We start from the raw sequence: 16,197 nt of genomic DNA on the forward strand, positions 1-16,197 counted from the left end.
AGATGTGGCACGGACGGGCGACGGTTGCAAACCGGTGGACAACGGCAATGTTCCGTGGCGATTGCACAACTCAAGGGTGAATCACGCGATGGAAACACACCGTTTGCTGGCAGGCGGCCGAATCCGCGGTTAGCGTCACGCGCATGTCATGCTACGCTCCGACGGTCACTCGGGACTCGACTGATGGGGGCCATCATGACCGCACGTACGCACTTCCCTCTCACCCGCCGGGGTTTCCTCGCCGGGGGCGCCGCCGGAGCTTCCTTGATCGCACTGCACCCCTACTCCGCCTTCGCCGCCGCCAACCAGGCGCATCTGAGGATCATGGAGACGACGGACCTGCACGTTCACGTCTTTCCCTACGACTACTACGCGGACAAGCCCGTGGACACCGTGGGCCTGTCGCGGACCGCGAGCCTCATCGAGGCGGTGCGCGCCGAGGCGACAAACGCGATGCTGGTCGACAACGGCGACTTCCTCCAGGGCAACCCGATGGGCGACTACATCGCCTACGAACGGGGCATGAAGGACGGCGACATGCATCCCGTCATCGCCGCCATGAACACGATCGGCTTCGATGCCTCGACCCTCGGCAACCACGAATTCAACTACGGGCTCGATTTCCTGATGAAGTCGCTCGAGGGCGCGAACTTCCCCATCGTGTCCGCCAATGTCGTCAAGACGATGGGCGCCTCGCCACGCGAGGACGAGACGCTGATCAAACCGTACATCATCCTCGACCGCGAGGTGACCGACGGCGCGGGCGAGAAGCACCCGATCCGCGTCGGCCTCATCGGATTCGTCCCGCCGCAGATCATGAACTGGGACCGCAAGCACCTGGAAGGCAAGGTCCAGACCCGCGACATCGTGGCGACCGCGCAATCCTGGGTGCCGCAGATGCTGGAAGAGGGCTGCGACATCATCGTGGCGCTCAGCCATTCCGGCATCGGCCCGGCCGAGCACGCCGAGGGGATGGAGAACGCCTCCACCCCGCTGGCCCGGGTGGACGGCATCGACGCGCTGATGACCGGTCACAGCCATCTCGTCTTCCCATCCTCCACTTTCGACGGCTTCGCCGAGGTGGACGTGGCCACCGGCACCATCTCGGGCAAGCCCGCCGTCATGGGCGGCTTCTGGGGCTCGCACATGGGGCTCATCGACCTTCTCCTCGAACGCGACGGCAACCGCTGGAAGGTCATATCCTCGACCTCCGAGGCACGGCCGATCTCGCAGCGCAACGAAGACCGTTCGATCACCGCGCTGGTCGAGGACGTGCCCGGCGTGATTGCCTCGGTGCAGAAGGAACATGACGAGACGCTCGCCTATGTCCGCCGCGCCGTCGGCAAGACCTCGGCGCCGCTCTATTCCTATTTCGCGCTGGTGGCCGACGATCCGTCCGTGCAGATCGTCAGCCAGGCGCAGACCTGGTATATCGCCGAGATGCTGAAGCGCACCGAGTACGAAGCCCTGCCGCTGCTTTCCGCCGCCGCGCCCTTCAAGGCCGGCGGGCGCGGGGGGCCTGACTACTACACCGACGTGGCGCCGGGCGACGTGGCGATCAAGAACGTGGCCGACCTCTACCTCTACCCCAACACGATCCGCGCGGTGAAGGTGACGGGGCAGCAGCTCAAGGACTGGCTTGAACGCTCCGCCGGCATGTTCAACCAGGTGGAGCCGGGGAAGGCCGACCAGGTCCTCCTCAACCCCGACTTCCCGAGCTACAACTTCGACGTCATCGACGGCGTGACCTACGAGATCGACCTCAGCCAGCCGTCGAAATACGGGCCGAAGGGTGAGGATCTGAACCCCGACGCCAGCCGCATCGTCAACCTGATGCACCAGGGTCAGCCCGTCGATCCGGCGGCCGAATTCGTCATCGCGACGAACAACTACCGCGCCGGCGGCGGCGGCGACTTCCCCGGCGCCAAGGGCGACACGATCATCTTCGAGGGGCCCGACACCAACCGCGACATCATCGTCCGCTTCATCGTCGAAGAGGGCACGATCAATCCCACCGCCGACGGCAACTGGCGCTTCAAGGCCCTGCCCGGGACGAGCGTTCTGTTCGACACCGGGCCGAAGGCGGTCGACCATCTTGCCGACCTGACGACGCTTGCGATCGAGCCGGCGGGCGACGGCCCGGACGGATTCGCCCGGTTCCGCATCACGCTCTGACCGGCGCGCGTGTCTTGCCGGGGGAGGGGCTCGACAGGCCCCGCCACCTCGCGGCATAAGACCTGCGACAACGGCAGGAGCGCGCGATGCGGGTCATCCTCTGGGCAATCCTTCTGGCGCTGCTCCTCGGCGTTGCGGCCTGGCTCACCCGGCCGGGCCTTGGCGATTTCGACGCGATGCTCCGCGAGACGATCCAGACCAGGATCGCCACGACCGATGTGGACGCGGGCGGCGATGCCTTCGCCACGGTCGCGCTCATCGGCTGCAAGCTGAAGCCGTCGACGTGCTTCGATGTCGTGCGCCAAGGCCTCGAGGTGACCGAGGAAGACCGCACCCTCTTCGCCCGCTTCCATGTCACCGGCTTCGGCCGGCAAACGACCTGCACCGGTGCCTTCACGAAGATCTGGTGCGAAGGCAACCTGTTCCGGTGACCGACCCCGCGGTCGCCGCGTCCGCACTGCAGATCACGCCGCGGCTGAGGTCGCGCCGCGCCGGGAACGGTTCTCTCGGCATGCGGAGATCCGGGGGCGATGGCGCCGTATCGACGGCAGGACGCAGGCCTACGGGCGCGACGGCTTGGCGGGGGTCCGACCGAAGGTACCGCGCCCATCCGTCGATCAGGGATCCGGATGCTCCGGGCGTGCCGCCGCGAGGAAGCCCTTGAGGAGAGACGACCTGTTCTTCCTGCGCCAGACCAGGATGGTCTGGCTGCGGAAGGCGGGATGGCTGATCGGGCGCACCGCGACGTTCCGGCCGAGATAGCCGATCAGGCTTTCCGGGTAGATCGTGACGCCGAGGCCAGCAGCCACGAGGCCAATCAATGCCAGCGTGTTCGACGCCTCCAGCGTCGGGCGCAGTTCGACGCCTTCGGCAGCGAACATGTCATTCAGGCGCCAGCGGAACTCGGCCCATTCCCGGACATCTCCGAGAATCATCGGCTGATCGCGGAAATCGCCGGGGACGAGCGTCGATTTCCTGCGAAGGGGGTGATCCAGAGGCGTAACGGCATAGAGCATCTCGGACGACAGCAGCGCGCTGTCAAAGTCCGGATGATCGAAGGGCCCGATCATGAAACCGAGGTCGATCTCGTCGTTGGCGAGCGCCAGTTTCTGGCCCTGCGTGCGGATGTACTGAAGCTTCACCTCGACGTGCGGATGTTCCTTGCGGAAGCGCGACACAATGCGCGGCATCTGCTCGGTTGCGGCAAAAGCCATGTAGGCCACGCGCAGCACCCCGGCCTTGCCCTCGGCCACGCGGCGCGCATTTTCCACCGTGTCGCGATAGTGCTGCATCAAGTGGGCGTTGTCCTCGTAGAAGGCCCGCCCGGCCGGTGTCAGCACGACTTCGCGCGTGGTGCGGTCCAGCAGGCGGAACCCGACATGGTGCTCCAGCTTCTGGATGCGGCGCGTCAGGGCGGACTGGTCGAGGTTCAGCCGTTCGGCGCTGCGGCGAAAGTTCAGTTGCTCGGCCAGGACGAGGAAGGATTGCACGAGGTCTATTCCCAGCGTCGCCGTCATCCCGAGACCCTCCCTCGAAAGCGATGCGTTCCGTGCATCAATACACGTCGACTCTGCAATTCACCAGCGGCACTCCACCTTCGCATAATGGTTTCCGGGCGATGTTCGATGCTCCCTGAAACGAGAACGTCGCATCCAGAAACTTCCCGATCCGGGGCCCGAGGCGGCCAGGCGGGACCTTCGAGGAGAATGAAATGAGCGACGTTGACGCAAAGGAACTGGACCGGCTGCTTCAGCAGGCCTTCGATACGGCCAGCAAACTCTACCAGGCGCGCGGCTTCCAGCGCCGCGTGGGCTTCGGCAAGCGGCCAGCGCTGGTGAGCGTGGACCTGGCCAATGCCTGGACCCGCCCCGGCAACCCCTTCACCTGCGACCAGGAGAAGATGGACAACGAGATCATCCCCGGCATGCAGAAGCTCCTCAAGGCCTTCCGCGCCGCCGGGCTGCCGGTCGTCCACGTGACCACGGCCTACGAGATCACCGACCGCAACGCGCCCTTCACCGACATGGGCCTGTGGCACAACAAGATCCCGGTCGACGTGGTGAACCTCGCCGACAAGGACCTCTGGGCGATTGACAGCCGCATCGCGCCGGTCGAGGGCGAATACACGCTGCTGAAGAAGCGGGCCTCGTCGTTCCACGGGACGGAGCTTGCGGGCATCCTGCGCGCCAACAACGTCGACACCATCCTCGTGACCGGCGTCACCGCCTGCGCCTGCGTCCGCCAGACCATCTGCGACGGCATCGCCGACGGCTTCCGCACCATCGCGGTGAAGGAATGCATCGGCGACCGCGTGCCGGGCGCCGTCGCGTGGAACCTTTTCGACATCGACGCGAAGTTCGGCGACGTCCACACCGCGGACGAGTGCGTGGCCTACATCAACGGGCTCGCCGGGCAGAAGCATGCGGCCGAATGAAGGCTTGAATCCGGTGACCGCCGGGTCAAGCATGGCCCGGCGGTTTACCCTGGACAACGACAACAGACCAACAGGAGACTCAACGATGAACCGCCATCTTCTTCTGACCGCGCTCGGCCTCGGCCTTGCCGCCGGTCCCGCTGCCGCCGAAATCCAGCCGCACCAGTTCAAGGTGATCGGCACCTGGGGCAACCTTGCATCGTGGAACGACCTCGAGAAACCGTTCTGGGCGGAAACCCTTCCTGCCGCCACCAACGGCGCCCTCACGGCCGAGGCGATCCCGATCACCGAGGCGGGCCTGAAGGGCGGCGAAGTCATGCGCCTGCTCAGCCAGGGCGTGTTCGAGGTGGCTCACGGCCTCGGGTCCTACGTGGCGGCCGAGAACCCGGCCATCGAGGGCACCGACCTGTCGTCGATCGCGCCCGACTTCGCCACCATGCGCGCCATCGCAGAGGCCTACCAGCCCACCATGGACCGCACCTTCCGCAATACCTACGGCGCGACGATCCTGTCGCTGCATCCCTGGCCTGCGAGCATGATCTACTGCACCAAGCCGATCGCCGGCATCGCCGACCTGAAGGACCGCAAGGTCCGCGTGCACTCGGCCACGCTGGGCGATTTCGTCGAAGGCGCCGGCGGCGTTGCCGTTACCATTCCCTTCGCCGAAGTGGTCCCCGCACTGGAGAAGGGCGTCGCCGACTGCGCCATCACCGACCCGATGAGCGCCTACAACGCCAAGTGGCACGAGGTCATCACCGACGTCTTCGCCCTGCGCGTCGGCTACTCGATCACCTTCACCGCGATCAACACCCAGCTCTGGGAAAGCCTGCCGCAGGAAACCCGCGACGCGATGACGGCCGAGATCGCGAAGATGGAAGACAAGGCCTGGGCCGACGCCGAGACAAAGGAAAAGGTGGGCGTGGCCTGCCTCACCGGCGGCGAATGCCCGCTGGGCGAAGCCGGAAAGGCCGTGCTGCACGAACCGGCCGAGGCTGACATCGCCGCCCGCCAGGTGATCCTGGACGGGTTCGTGCTGAAACGCTGGGGCGAGCGCTGCGGGATCGACTGCGCCGCCGAGTGGAACGCCAGCGCGGGCAGCGCCGCCGGTCTCGCGGTTCCCACCAACTGACCACCGCACGGCGCCGGGCATGCCCCGGCGCCTTTCCTTTCGGCCCTTCCCGTCGGAGACCCGGTCCATGCTCGACAGCCTCCTCCACTCCGCACTCCGCCTGTCGCGAACCGCCGTAAGGATTGGCGGCGCGATGATCCTGTTCTCGGCGCTGATGGTCTGCGCCGATGTGTTGTCCCGGCGCCTGCTCGGCGTGACGATGAGCGGGTCGGATGAAATCTCCGGCTATCTCTTCGGCGTCGCGACGGCCCTGTCTTTGCCCTACGCGCTGCTGCACCGCGCCAATGTCCGCATCGACGCGGCCTATGTCCTGATGCCGGCGAAGGTCCGCTACGCGCTGGACCTGATGGGCCTCGCGCTGTTGACCGTATTCGCCGGTTTCGTGACCTGGCGCGCCGCGCTGGCGGTGCAGGTCACCTGGGTAAACGGCTCGCGCGCGATCACGCCGTTGCAGACGCCGCTGATCCTGCCGCAGTCAGCCTGGCTCATGGGCTGGCTTCTGCTCTGCCTTTGCCTCCTGCTGGTGCTGGCGGCCATGATCGCCGCCGGCATGAAGGGCGATCTCGCGCGTGCCGACCGGATCGGCGGCATTCCCTCCGTTGAGGAAGAGATCGAAGAGGAAACCGCGGGCGTGCTGCCGCACCACACCATGAAGGAAGTGTAAGATGCTGGGTTCCGCCGTCTCCATCCTGTTCGTTCTGGTCGGCCTTGCCGTCCCGATCGCCGCTGTCCTGGGTATCCTGGCCCTGGTCCTGGCAGAGATCTATTCGCCCATGCCGCTTTACCGGGCGCTGGGCGACATCTACTGGACGAACAGCACCGACTTCATCCTCGTCGCCATTCCGCTGTTCATCCTGATGGGCGAAATCCTTCTCCGCTCCGGCATCGCCGAGCGGATGTACGCGGCCCTGTCGCACTGGCTGTCCTGGCTGCCAGGCGGTCTGATGCACTCCAACATCGGCGCCTGCACGCTCTTTGCCGCCACCTCGGGATCGTCCATCGCCACGGCGGCGACGGTCGGCACGGTGGCCATCCCGCAGGCCCGCAAGGGCGGCTACAACGAGCGGCTGTTCATGGGCACGCTGGCGGCGGGAGGCACACTGGGAATCCTCATCCCGCCCTCGATCAACATGATCGTCTATGGCCTTCTGACCAATACCTCGGTGCCCAAGCTCTATCTCGCCGGGTTCGTGCCGGGCCTGATGCTCGCCGGTCTGTTCATGGTCACCGTTCTCATCGCCTGCCTCTTCCGCCCGGGCTGGGGCGGCCGCCCGGCCTCGACCGGCTGGGGCGCCCGCCTGTCCAGCCTGCCGGACCTGATCCCGCCCATGCTGATCTTTCTCGCCGTGGTCGGTTCGATCTACGCCGGTCTGGCCACCCCGACCGAGGCCGCGTCGCTGGGTGTCGCCGCCGCACTGCTTCTGGCTGCGGTGAACCGCCGGCTCTCGGTGGAGATGCTGATGCAGTGCCTCGAAGGCACCATGCGCACCACGGCCATGGTGATGATGATCGTGCTGGCGGCGATGTTCCTGAACTTCGTGCTTTCGATCATCGGCCTGACGCAGCTTCTGACCGACGCGATCCTCGGCCTCGGCCTCTCGCCGCTGCAAACGATGACGGTGATCGTGCTGGGCTTCCTGGTCCTGGGCTGCTTCATGGAAGCCTTCTCGCTGCTCCTCATCGCCACGCCGCTGGTGGCGCCGATCGTGTCCAGCCTGGGCTACGATCTGGTGTGGTTCGGCATCCTGATGATGCTCCTGCTTGAGACGGCGCTCATCACGCCGCCGATCGGGGTCAACCTCTACGTCATCCAGGGCGTGCGCGGGCGCGGACCGATGAACGACGTCATCATCGGCGCGCTGCCGTTCGTCGTGGCGATGCTGGTGATGATCGTGCTTCTGATCGTCTGGCCCGAGATCGCCCTCTGGATGCCGACGACCTTCGGGTAAGCGCATGACACGGCCCCTCGGCAACCCGCTGCGCGGCGGAACACCGAGGGGATGATACAGGCAAGCCGCAAATGACCCAGCCCTGTCCGGGTCATCTTGCTTTGGTGGCCCTTGCCGGTGGCGACCGTTGTCAGGCAGGGCCGGTCCGCCGGACGGCGCAAGAGACGCGGGGGGACAGGCCGTTGGTGCCTGCCTCGGGAACCGGTCCGGCCGCGCCGCAGGTCTTGACTTCCCCCCGCCTACCCGCCGGCCCCCAGTGTCAGCGACAGGAAGCTGCGGAAGACCTGGGCGGGCGCGGAGAGCGGACGGTCACGGGACCAGGTCAGGCCCACATCCATCGACGGAACCGGCTCGACCGTGGTGCGCTGTTCGATCCGCTGCCCTTCCAGCGACCACGGCCGGTAGACCATGTCCGAAAGTATCGTCACCCCCATTCCGGCGGCCACCATCGAGCGGACTGCCTCGACCGAGGATGTGGAGAAGACGACGTTCGGCGCCAGCCCGTGGGCGTCCCAGTAGCGGCCGGCGGTGCGGCTCGCCTCGTCCACGGTCAGCATGACGTAGGGCTCGCGCGCGATGTCGCTTAGCGGGACACCCGGCGCGGCAAGCAGGGGGTGATCGGAGGGCAGCCAGAGCCGCCGGCGCGAGCGGAACAGGGTTTCGGCGTCAAGGTCCTCGTGGTTGGCAAGGTTCGACGTCAGCATGACGGCCAGGTCGAGTCCCCCGTCGACGAGGGCATTCTCGATCGCGGCGCGGGGCAGTTCGGTCAGTTCCAGCGTGACGCCGGGATAGCCGCGGCGGAAGGCGGCATAGTGGCGGGACATGAAATAGCCCGCCACCGTGTAGGTCACCCCCAGGCGAAGGCGCCCGATGATGCGCGTCTCCTCGCCCAACGGGCTGCGGGTGGCGTCTTCCACGGCGGCCATGATGCCACGCGCGCGGGCCAGGAAGCGCGCGCCCTCGGGGGTTACGGATACCCCTTGGGCGCTGCGGGACAGGAGCTTCACCCCCAGCGTCGACTCGAGCCCCTGGATGCCGGCGGTCACGGCGGATTGCGAGATGTTCATCTCCATCGCCGCATGGCTGATCTGCCCGGTCTCGGCCGCGGCGATGAAATAGCGCAGTTGCTTGAGCGTCAGCGACATGAGGGCACCTTATCAAATTTCTCGATATCGTCTTGCAGAATTTCGTATTTGCCAATGATGGCCGACTCGGGCCAGCTTCGTTCCAACTCGAAAACACTGCTGGGGAGGGGTAATGCCTGTCACGGTCAACTGTGACATGGGGGAAAGCTTTGGCCTTTATCGCATGGGCGATGACGCCGGGCTGATGCCCTTGATCCATATCGCCAACGTGGCCTGCGGCTTCCATGCCAGCGACTTCGACCACATGCGCGCCACCGTGCGGCTTGCCAAGCGGCACGGGGTGAAGGTCGGCGCGCATCCGTCCCTGCCCGACCTGCAGGGCTTCGGCCGGCGCGAGATGAAGATGGGCCGCGAGGAGATGGCGAACTGCCTGATCTACCAGATCGGCGCGCTCTGCGGCTTCCTCAAGGCCGAGGGGATGGAGCTGAACCACATCAAGCCGCACGGGTCGCTCTACGGGATGGCGGCGCGGCAGGAAGACATCGCGCACGCGGTCTGCGACGCGGCGGACGTGTTCCGGGTGCCGCTTCTGGGAATGACCGGCACGCTGCACGAGAAGGTCTATCCGGCGCGCGGGCACGACTTCGTCGCCGAGTTCTACGCCGATCTCGAATACACCCCCGACGGCAGCCTGATCGTCACGCGCGAACATGACGCCAAGGATCCTGCCCTGATGGCCGCGCGCTGCCTGCGCGCAATCACCGAAGGCAAGGGCACGGCGATCGACGGCTCCGACATTCCCGTCCGCTGCGACAGCATCTGCATCCATTCCGACACGCCGAACGCCATCGACATCGCCCGCGCGGTGCGGGCGGCGGTGCAGCCCTACACGATCTGAGAGGTTCCTCCATGGCTCAGTTGCTTTCCCCCCTTCCCGGCACGTTCTACCGCGCCTCTGCCCCCGACAAGCCGCCGTTCAAGGCCGATGGCGACGCCGTCGCCGTGGGCGACGTGATCGGGCTGATCGAGGTGATGAAGTCGTTCCATGAGGTGAGGGCGGATGTCGCGGGCACCAGCATCCGCTTCGTTGCCGAGAATGAAGAGCCCGTGATGGCGGGCGCGGTTCTGGCCGAGGTCGGCTGATGCTGAGGAAGCTTCTGGTCGCCAACCGGGGTGAGATTGCCGTGCGGGTGATCCGCGCAGCGAAGGACCTCGGGATTGCGACCGTGGCCGTCCATTCGGACGCCGATCGCGAGTCCCTGCACGTCCAGATCGCGGACGAGGCCGTGAACATCGGCCCTCCGGCGGCGAAGAAGTCCTACCTGAATGTCGCCGCGATCCTGGCGGCGGCCGAGGCGACCGGGGCGGACAGCATTCACCCCGGCTATGGCTTCCTGGCCGAGAATGCGGGCTTCGCCGACGCCTGCGTGGCGGCGGGGATCGCCTTCGTCGGCCCGTCGGCCGAGGCGATCCGCACCATGGGCGACAAGGTCGCCGCCCGGTCGGCCGCCCACGCGGCGGGAGTGCCGGTGGTGCCGGGCAGCATGGGCCGGGTGGCGGATATCGAGGAAGCGCGGCACATCCTGATGGACACAGGGTTCCCGGTGATGATCAAGGCCGCCGCCGGCGGGGGCGGCCGGGGCATCCGGATCGCGAATGACCTGGCCGAGTTCGAGGCCGCCTTCCCGCAGGCCGCGGCGGAGGCGCTGGCCGCCTTCGGCGACGGCGGGCTCTACATGGAAAAGGTGGTGACGAAGGCCCGCCACATCGAAGTGCAGGTGCTGGGCGACGGCACCAACGCGGTGCATTGCTGGGAGCGGGAATGTTCGCTTCAGCGGCGGCGGCAGAAGGTCTGGGAAGAGGCGCCGTCGCGCGCGCTCTCGGACCGGGTGCGGGACGAGCTTTGCGCCAGCGCGGTCCGTCTGGCCCGGGCGGTGGGCTATTCCGGCGCCGGCACCATCGAATACCTCTACGACGACGAGGCCGACCGCTTCCACTTCATCGAGATGAACACCCGCATCCAGGTCGAGCATCCGGTGACCGAGATGATCACCGGGATCGACCTGGTGGCCGAGGGTCTGCGCATCGCGGGGGGTGAACCCCTGCGCCTGCAACAGCGCGAGATCGTCGCGCGCGGCCATGCCATCGAGGTGCGGCTCAATGCCGAGGACCCGTCGCGCGACTTCGCCCCCTTCCCGGGCACCGTCAGCGCGCTCAGGGTTCCGGGAGGGCCGGGGGTGCGGTTCGAGTCCATGCTCTACGCCGGATATACCGTGCCGCCGTTCTATGACTCGCTTCTGGCCAAGCTGGTGGTGCATGGCGAGACGCGCGAGGCCGCGATCACGCGGCTGGTCAGGGCCCTGGGCGAGACCCGGATCGAGGGCCTGCGCACCACGAAACCCCTCTTCCTCGCGCTCGCCGGTGATCCGGCGGTGCAGGCCAATGCCGTTCACACCCGCTGGCTGGAAGGCTGGCTGGAAACTCATTCCGCCCGGCTGGTGCCGGACCTCGAACCATAGGAGGGACCATGTCGATCCGATTCACCTTCGGGGGCGACGAGCATATCTTCGGGGAGGTCTCCGAGGATATGTCGCTCGAGTCTTTCTTCACCTCGCTCAGCATGACCAATGCCGTGCGCGAGGCGGGGATCAGGGGCGTGACCGAGATCTGCCCGGCGAACGCCAGCTTCCAGATCAAGTTCGACCCGGACGCGATCAGGCCGGACGACCTCTTGAAGGAGTTGAAGGGCATGGAGGCCGCGGCGGCGAAATCCGACGCGATCCTGAAGACCCGGATCATGGAAATCCCCGTGTTCTACCAGGACCCCTGGACGCAGGAGACGCTGATGCGCTTTCGCGAGCGGCACCAGGACCCGACGAAGACCGACCTTGAATATGCCGCAGAGGTGAACGGCCTCGGCACGGTCGAGAACTTCATCAAGGCACATTCGAGCCAGCCCTGGTTCGTCTCGATGGTCGGCTTCGTGGCGGGGCTGCCGTTCCTCTACCAGATGGTGGAGCGCAAGCGGCAGTTGCAGGTGCCGAAATACCTGCGCCCGCGCACCGACACGCCGAAGCTGACCATCGGGCATGGCGGCTGCTTTTCCTGCATCTACTCGGTACGGGGCGCGGGCGGCTACCAGATGTTCGGCATCACGCCGATGCCGATCTACGACCCGAACCAGCAGGTCAGCTACCTGCAAGACGAGATGTGCCTCTTCCGGCCCGGCGACATCGTGAAGTGGAAGCCGATCGGCCGCGACCAGTACGACGCGACGATCGAGGCGGTGGAGGCGAACCGCTTCGAGCCGGTGATCCGGCCTGCGACCTTCAGCCTGACCGATTTCAACAGGGACATGGCCGGCACCAATGCCAAGCTGATGGAGGCGCTCAATGGCCGTTAAGGTGATCTCCCCGGGCCTGTCCACCACCGTGCAGGACCTAGGCCGCCCCGGTTACTACCATCTTGGCATCCCGATTTCAGGCGGCATGGACCGCTTCTCGCTCCGCGCGGCCAACATGCTCGTCGGCAACGACGAGGGCGCGGCGGTGCTGGAGGCCGTGTTCCTGGGGCCGGAGCTGGAATTCACGGCGCCCGCGACCGTCGCCGTCACCGGCGGTGACCTGCCGCCGAAGCTGAACGGCGCGGATCGCCAGGGATGGGAGGCCTTCCCGGTCAAGGCGGGGGACCGGCTGTCGTTCGGCTTCCTGAAATCCGGCGCGCGGGCCTATATAGCGGTCTCGGGCGGGATCGACGTTCCGATGACGCTCGGGTCGCGGTCCACCTACACGCTTGGCGCACTGGGCGGCCACGAAGGGCGCGCGCTGAAGGCGGGAGACGAGTTGCCGGTCGGCGATGGTGCGGGCGGCAAGGGCGCGATTCCGGCCGGGCTGCGGCGGATGCCGGCAAGCCCGGCCGAGCTCAGGATGCTGCCGGGGCTCTACTGGCACCGGATCACGGCGGAATCGGGCAAACGGTTCTTCGCCGACACCTGGAAGGTTGCACCCGAGGCGGACCGGATCGGCTACCGTTTCCGGGGCGGCACGGCGCTGGACTTCGTTCCGCGCGAGCAGCCCTTCGGCGCGGGGTCGAACCCGTCGAACATCGTCGATGCCTGCTACCCCTATGGCTCCGTCCAGGTTCCCGGCGGGACGGAGCCCATCGTGCTGCATCGCGACGCGGTCTCGGGCGGGGGCTACATGATGCTCGGCTGCGTGATCAGCGCCGACATGGACCTGATCGGACAGCTACAGCCGCATGCGCCCGCCCGGTTCGTCGAGGTGACGATGGATCAGGCGCTGGCCGCCCGCCATGACCGGCAGGCGGCCATCCAGCGCGTCCGCGACCACCTGGGGCGGTAGGGTGACCGGGGCGCAGCAGGCAAGGGGAGGGCCGCATCCCGGCACCGGCCCCGCGCCTGTCGTCCCGGGGTCAGCCGCGGCCCCTTGCCTCTTTCGGGGGCACTCCGAAACGGGCGCGGAAGGCGCGGGAAAACTGTGCCTGGTCGGTGAAGCCGCGGGCATAGGCGATCTCGCCGATACCGCGCCGGTCGGCCGGGTTGGTCAGATCCTCCATCGCCGCCTGCAGGCGGGTGTCGCGGATCCACTGGCCGAGCGTCGTGTTCGTGTCGCGCAGAAGCTCGTGCAGGTAGCGCACCGAGATGCCGCAGCCCGCCGCCACTTCCTCGGGGCCAAGGTCGGGGTCGTCGATGTTGCGGCGAACGAAGGCTTCGATCCGCGCCAGGTGGGCCGTGCGCACCGTCGAGCTGCCCGAGGTCAGCACCCGTTCGTCGGACTGGATGGCGAGAGCGAGCAGATCCACCAGTTGCCGGCCGACGATGGTGCGGGTTTCCTCGGTCATCGCGTCGTAGCGCTGCGGGATCAGGTGGACCATATCGACGAAGAGACCGTTCGCCCCGTTGGTCGCGTCGAATTGCAGCGAGCAGAAGCGGTCGGGCGCGCGAATCCGGCCGCCCAGCAGATCCTTGCCGAGCTTCATCACCCAGAGGTCGGCCGGCTCGCCGTGGGAAAACTCGTAGGGCTCGTGGCTGCGTTCGATGAAGAAGGCGCCGGGGTTCGCCCTCACCTCCTTGCCGCACTGGGAAAAACGCACCTCGGCTTTCGCCGGCAGGGTGACGAGGAACTCCTCTGGCCCGGGCTCGCGGAAATGCTTGGGCAGCCGGCGGTACATCAGCGCCTCGGAGGTCAGCCGCGACAGCGAGACACCGCCAAGGTCCCAGCTGGTGAGTTCTCCATCGAAGGCCTCGGGACGGGCAAAGGTCAGGTCCAGCGGAAAGTAGGCCCTGGCGATGGTTTCATGCCAGTGGCGGCTGCGGACAGCCTGATCCACCCCGCGGGTCGTGATGGTGGTCTTCATCGGGTCCTCCCCCCTTGCCCGCATCAGGCCATGCGCGAACCCACCTGTAAAGTGGCCTGTCGGCCCGCGGCCGCGGGATGCGCGGAAACGCAAGAACGCGTGCACGCGCTGCAAAGACGTCCCCGGCCCGGCGCCGCTAGCGTCCTGTCATCAACGGCGCAACAGACGCCGCGCGACAGGGATGGAAGGCGATTCGCCCGGGTCCGGGACCCGGACGGCCACCCGTTGCGCGGCCCCAGAGTGAGGGCTTCGTGATGGCCGAAAAGCCAAGGAAAAAGCTGGATGTCGATCCGATCACCCTTTCGGTGGTCCGCGGCATCCTGGAGACGACGCAGCGCGAAATGACGCTGTCGCTGGAAAAGACCGCCCGCTCCAGCGTGTTCAACCTGGCGCATGACTATTCGACGGCGCTCTTCAACCACCGGCCGGAGATGATCCTGCAGGGCCAGGACATTCCGATCCACCTCGGCTCGCTGATCCCGGCAATGAAGGTCGTGGCGAAGTACTTCGAGGGCGACATCCACGAAGGCGACCTCATCATCCACAACGACCCGGCCTGGGGCGGCAGCCATGCCATCGACACCTGCTTCTACCGGCCGGTCTTCTGGAAGGGGAAACTGAAGTACTGGACCGTCTGCAAGGGCCACCTGACCGACGTGGGCGGGCCGGTGCCTGCCGGCTACAACCCGAACGCCCGGGAAATCTATGCCGAATGCCTGCGCATTCCGCCGGTCAAGGTCTGGGACCGGGGCCAGCCGCGCAAGGATGTGCTGAACTTCATCCTGACCAACATGCGCGCCCGGCGCGATCAGGAGGGCGACTTCAACGCCCTGATCGGCGCCTGCCAGGTGGGTGAACGCGCGCTTCTGGCGATGCTGGAGAAATACGGCGAGGAGCAGGTGGACGCCTGCATCGACATGCTTCTCGACATGGCCGAGAAGCAGATGCGCGGCCTGATCGCCGCGGTGCCGGACGGGACCTACGAGGGCTCGGCGATCCTCGAGGACGCGGGCCACGGCTTCGGCGATTTCGAGATCAAGGCCAAGGTCACGATCAAGGGCGACAGCTGCCACATCGCGATCTCCTCGCCGCCGCAGATCCCCTATTTCATCAACAGCTACGAGGGGAACAGCCACTCCGGCGTCTACCTGGGCCTGATGATGTTCGCCCAGTTGCCGCCGCCCTACAATGAAGGGCTTTATCGCTGCGTCACGGTGGATTTCGGGCCGAAGGGCACGATCTGCAACGCGCAGGAACCGGCGCCGCACATGAACTGCACCACGACGCCGATGGAGACGCTGACCGACGCGGTGCGGCTTGCGTTCGAAAAGGCGGTGCCGTCCAAGGTCAGCGCATCCTGGGGCCATGCGAACGGCCTGAACATCGCGGGCTGGGACAAGCGGCACGACGAGGAATACGTGACGATGGTGCTGGCCACCATCATCTCGGGCGCGGGCGCGACGCCCAGCCAGGATGGCTGGCACGCCTGCGGGCCGGAGTGCTGCTTCGGCGCGCTGACGAGCGGCGACGTGGAACTCTTGGAGTACAGCTACCCCATCATCATCCATCGCTATTCGCTGATGACCGACAGTGGCGGCGCGGGGAAATTCCGCGGCGGCAGCGGCACCGCCTGGGAAGTCGAGCCCCTCAACGACGACATGACCTTCATCACCTTCGGCGAGGGCCGCCGCATCCCGGCGGTGGGCGCGGCCGGGGCGGCCAGCACGATGATCGACACCAAGGTCGGGCGGCTGGAACTGGTGGAAGGCAAGACCAAGGAGACGATCCGCGAGAACGTCATCAAGATCATCAAGCCCGGCGACCGCATCACCAACATGAACCCCGGCGGCGGCGGCTATGGCGACCCGATGGACCGGGCTGTGGAAAAGGTCATCTGGGATGTGAAGAACGGGCTCGTCTCGGTCAACGGCGCGAAGGAGGATTACGGCGTCATCATCACCGACCCTGCCACGCTGAGCGTGGACATGAAGGCAACCGAAGCCCTGCGCGCGAAGCGTCGCGCCGTGGCCGCGAAGTGAGGGGGATGAG

The 16,197-nt window shown here is 66.7% G+C and carries 15 protein-coding genes; 12 read left to right on the forward strand and 3 right to left on the reverse strand.

The window, feature by feature from the left end:
* Positions 1–195: 195 nt before the first annotated feature.
* Complete coding sequence (locus tag F9K34_RS01000; RefSeq protein WP_291334605.1) at positions 196–2,175, forward strand: bifunctional 2',3'-cyclic-nucleotide 2'-phosphodiesterase/3'-nucleotidase; 1,980 nt, start codon at positions 196–198, stop codon at positions 2,173–2,175.
* An 86-nt stretch (positions 2,176–2,261) separates the two neighbouring features.
* Complete coding sequence (locus F9K34_RS01005; RefSeq protein ID WP_291334606.1) at positions 2,262–2,606, forward strand: hypothetical protein; 345 nt, start codon at positions 2,262–2,264, stop codon at positions 2,604–2,606.
* Between the two features lie 186 nt (positions 2,607–2,792).
* Here F9K34_RS01005 and F9K34_RS01010 read toward each other — a convergent pair whose 3' ends face one another.
* On the reverse strand, positions 2,793–3,692 hold the full coding sequence (locus F9K34_RS01010; RefSeq protein ID WP_291334607.1) for a LysR family transcriptional regulator: 900 nt from the start codon (positions 3,690–3,692) through the stop codon (positions 2,793–2,795).
* 194 nt (positions 3,693–3,886) lie between these two features.
* On the opposite strand from F9K34_RS01010, the gene F9K34_RS01015 reads away from it, so the two are divergent.
* The 4 genes from F9K34_RS01015 (at position 3,887) to F9K34_RS01030 (ending at position 7,687) form a co-directional block, all read left to right on the forward strand.
* Entirely contained in the window at positions 3,887–4,609 is a 723-nt protein-coding gene (locus F9K34_RS01015; RefSeq protein WP_291334608.1) for an isochorismatase family protein, read from the forward strand.
* Positions 4,610–4,694: 85 nt separating this feature from the next.
* Complete coding sequence (locus F9K34_RS01020) at positions 4,695–5,738, forward strand: TRAP transporter substrate-binding protein (protein ID WP_291334609.1); 1,044 nt, start codon at positions 4,695–4,697, stop codon at positions 5,736–5,738.
* Between the two features lie 67 nt (positions 5,739–5,805).
* Positions 5,806–6,402 (forward strand): TRAP transporter small permease subunit, encoded by a 597-nt coding sequence (locus F9K34_RS01025; RefSeq protein WP_291334610.1) that lies wholly within the window; start codon positions 5,806–5,808, stop codon positions 6,400–6,402.
* 1 nt (position 6,403) lies between these two features.
* Positions 6,404–7,687, forward strand: coding sequence for a TRAP transporter large permease (locus F9K34_RS01030; protein WP_291334611.1), 1,284 nt, complete (start codon positions 6,404–6,406; stop codon positions 7,685–7,687).
* A 239-nt stretch (positions 7,688–7,926) separates the two neighbouring features.
* Here F9K34_RS01030 and F9K34_RS01035 read toward each other — a convergent pair whose 3' ends face one another.
* Positions 7,927–8,832, reverse strand: a complete 906-nt coding sequence (locus tag F9K34_RS01035) for a LysR family transcriptional regulator (RefSeq protein ID WP_291334612.1) — start codon at positions 8,830–8,832, stop codon at positions 7,927–7,929.
* 112 nt (positions 8,833–8,944) lie between these two features.
* Between F9K34_RS01035 and F9K34_RS01040 the strand changes: the two genes are divergently transcribed.
* The 5 genes from F9K34_RS01040 to F9K34_RS01060 are packed head-to-tail and all read left to right on the forward strand — an operon-like array spanning position 8,945 to position 13,133.
* Positions 8,945–9,670: a LamB/YcsF family protein gene (locus F9K34_RS01040; RefSeq protein WP_291334613.1), complete on the forward strand. Its 726-nt coding sequence runs from the start codon at positions 8,945–8,947 to the stop codon at positions 9,668–9,670.
* An 11-nt stretch (positions 9,671–9,681) separates the two neighbouring features.
* Positions 9,682–9,915 carry an acetyl-CoA carboxylase gene (locus F9K34_RS01045; RefSeq protein ID WP_291334614.1) on the forward strand — a complete coding sequence of 78 codons (234 nt, stop codon included), beginning with the start codon at positions 9,682–9,684 and terminating at the stop codon, positions 9,913–9,915.
* The gene (locus F9K34_RS01050; RefSeq protein WP_366557754.1) at positions 9,915–11,291 is read left to right on the forward strand and encodes an acetyl-CoA carboxylase biotin carboxylase subunit; all 1,377 of its coding nucleotides are present in this window, start codon (positions 9,915–9,917) and stop codon (positions 11,289–11,291) included. Before F9K34_RS01045 ends, F9K34_RS01050 begins: the two co-directional genes overlap by 1 nt.
* Before the next feature lie 8 nt (positions 11,292–11,299).
* On the forward strand, positions 11,300–12,175 hold the full coding sequence (locus F9K34_RS01055) for a 5-oxoprolinase subunit B family protein (protein ID WP_291334615.1): 876 nt from the start codon (positions 11,300–11,302) through the stop codon (positions 12,173–12,175).
* Positions 12,165–13,133 (forward strand): biotin-dependent carboxyltransferase family protein, encoded by a 969-nt coding sequence (locus tag F9K34_RS01060; RefSeq protein ID WP_291334616.1) that lies wholly within the window; start codon positions 12,165–12,167, stop codon positions 13,131–13,133. Before F9K34_RS01055 ends, F9K34_RS01060 begins: the two co-directional genes overlap by 11 nt.
* A gap of 70 nt (positions 13,134–13,203) precedes the next feature.
* Here F9K34_RS01060 and F9K34_RS01065 read toward each other — a convergent pair whose 3' ends face one another.
* Complete coding sequence (locus F9K34_RS01065) at positions 13,204–14,148, reverse strand: AraC family transcriptional regulator (protein ID WP_291334617.1); 945 nt, start codon at positions 14,146–14,148, stop codon at positions 13,204–13,206.
* 254 nt (positions 14,149–14,402) lie between these two features.
* Here F9K34_RS01065 and capB point away from each other — a divergent pair, with 254 nt between their 5' ends.
* On the forward strand, positions 14,403–16,187 hold the full coding sequence (gene capB / locus F9K34_RS01070) for a caprolactamase subunit beta (RefSeq protein ID WP_291334618.1): 1,785 nt from the start codon (positions 14,403–14,405) through the stop codon (positions 16,185–16,187).
* Positions 16,188–16,197: the final 10 nt, after the last annotated feature.

It is taken from the genome of Albidovulum sp. (assembly GCF_008933605.1).
Classification (GTDB): Bacteria; Pseudomonadota; Alphaproteobacteria; order Rhodobacterales; family Rhodobacteraceae; genus Albidovulum.